At 66.1% G+C, this 1,920-nt stretch carries 2 protein-coding genes; one reads left to right on the top strand and one right to left on the bottom strand.

Features of this window, described 5'->3' with window-relative positions:
- Positions 1-342: 342 nt before the first annotated feature.
- A complete protein-coding gene (locus tag ACIP60_RS31800) occupies positions 343-1,308 on the top strand; it encodes a ParA family protein (protein ID WP_400691099.1) in 966 nt (321 codons plus the stop codon).
- A 128-nt stretch (positions 1,309-1,436) separates the two neighbouring features.
- Here ACIP60_RS31800 and ACIP60_RS31795 read toward each other — a convergent pair.
- The coding region (locus ACIP60_RS31795) for a hypothetical protein (protein WP_400691096.1) at positions 1,437-1,920 on the bottom strand (484 nt) is incomplete at its 5' end.

The raw sequence follows: 1,920 nt of genomic DNA, 5'->3' as shown, positions 1-1,920 counted from the left end.
CTGCCGCGCTGTCGGCCGCATCACCGCATCACCAGCCCACCGCGCTGCCGAGTCACCGCCCCACCGTGCCGCCACGCCACCAACCCGGCGGCTCACTTGAAGCAACGCTGCGCCATAACGCAAAACTATAAATAAGGAACAAATTGGGGCATGAGCAACATTGGCAGGTTCATCTTCGTGGAGCTACGACACGCCCGTCCGCTCAAGTTGCCAGGCTTTCCGATCCTGCTGCTAGCCTGGCCCCCGAAAATGTGACGCTGTCAGTCTCACGTGGTCCCCCGAGTCGATCCATGGGGCTGTGCCCGTTGAGGCCGCGCCGATGAGAGGTAGCTGACTCCGATGATGGCTCCACCCCAGGGCATCGTTCCGGGCAAGAGAACACGCGTTGTGGTAGTGGCCAGCCAGAAAGGCGGGGTCGGGAAAACAACCACAACTGCCAACCTCGCAGCAAGCCTGGCCAGCGCTGGCTTCGTCGTCGGGACGATCGACCTCGAGCTCCAAGGCCAGTTGGGGGTGTCCTTCGGAGCCTTCGCTCAGAAGCCGAAGGACGTCGGAAGCGCAGTCGTAGACTTCCTTGACGTGATCGAAGATATCTCTGCCTTCGGCAAGGTAGGCACCGAGATCGCCTTGGACGACCCTCGGCTCGACATCACTCCGCGCCTCATCGAGCGGATGATCGACCGGACCGCCCTCTTGAAGGGTTTCGAGGGATCAGGTTCCCTCTGGGTCCTGGGCTCTGTTATGAGTCTCACCGAGCGGGCTAAGGGCGAGATCGCTAAGCGTGGCTGGGAGGCCATGGCAACCCTCAGGCAGCTCATTCTCCGCGAGGTGGGCGGCTACTTCGATTTCATCTTGATCGATACGCCTCCTTCAAACGACGCTCTGGCCTCGCTCGGCCTCGCGGCTGCGGACTATGTGGTGGCCGTGTGCAACCCGAAGATCGCCACAGCCGATGGCGCTCGTGTTGTACGAAACAGTGTCATGCGGATCCCGAAGCGCACTGATGGTCTCTGCAACCCGGTCTTTCTCGGCACGATCCTCAACGAAGCTCAGCCCAAATCGCGGCGTACCCCCGAGACGGATGCGGTAGACGAGTATCTTGTCAAGCATGATCTCCAGCCGTTCAGCGCCATAATCAACGCGAGCCCACAGATCTCTGCTTCGTACGGCATCAGTCGGCCAATCGTGATCGATGAGCCCGGCTACGCCGCAAGCAAGTGGTACGAGACCCTCACGCAGGAGCTCCTCAACAGAATCAGTGAGGCCGACCGAGCCCAGGCGGCATCAGAGCTGGAGGCTGCAGGATGACACCTCCTGCTCGACGCGGGAAAGTCAGGAAGTTCGACTTCGATGCGGTCGCTCACGTCGGCAATGATGCTGACCAAGGCGGGTTCCTTGGCGATGAAGCGGCGGAGAAGGAACGTAAAGCTCCCTCTTCAGTTGTTGAAGTTGTTCCGTCGCCGCGACGCACTCTCCCGAAACCCGTCGCCGCGGAGCTCGTCGCCGCGGAGCCCGTCGCGGAGCCGGGCGCCGTCGCCGAGCCGGGCGCCGTCGCCGAGCCGGCCGTGGAGCCCGTCGCCGTGGAGCCCGTCGCGGAGTCGGCCGCCGTCGCGGAGTCGGCCGCCGTCGCCGAGCCGGCCGTGGAGCCCGTCGCCGTGGAGCCCGTCGCCGTGGAGCCCGTCGCGGAGCCGGGCGCAGAGCTCGTCGCCGTCGCGGAGCCGGGCGCCGTCGCGGAGCCGGGCGCAGAGCTCGTCGCCGTCGCGGAGCCGGGCGCCGTCGCGGAGCCGGGCGCCGTCGCGGAGCCGGGCGCCGTCGCCGAGCCGGGCGCCGTCGCCGAGCCGGCCGTGGAGCCCGTCGCCGTGGAGCCCGTCGCCGTGGAGCCCGTCGCGGAGCCGGGCGCAGAGCTCGTCGCCGTCGCGG

Source organism: Kitasatospora sp. NPDC088783 (assembly GCF_044750705.1).
Classification (GTDB): Bacteria; Actinomycetota; Actinomycetes; order Streptomycetales; family Streptomycetaceae; genus Kitasatospora; species Kitasatospora fiedleri.
This window is presented reverse-complemented; position numbering and strand designations above follow the sequence as displayed.

Bases quoted from the DNA above. Each gene is read 5' to 3' on its own strand.
- ACIP60_RS31800 (WP_400691099.1), top strand. From the start codon at position 343: ATGGCTCCACCCCAGGGCATCGTTCCGGGCAAGAGAACACGCGTTGTG.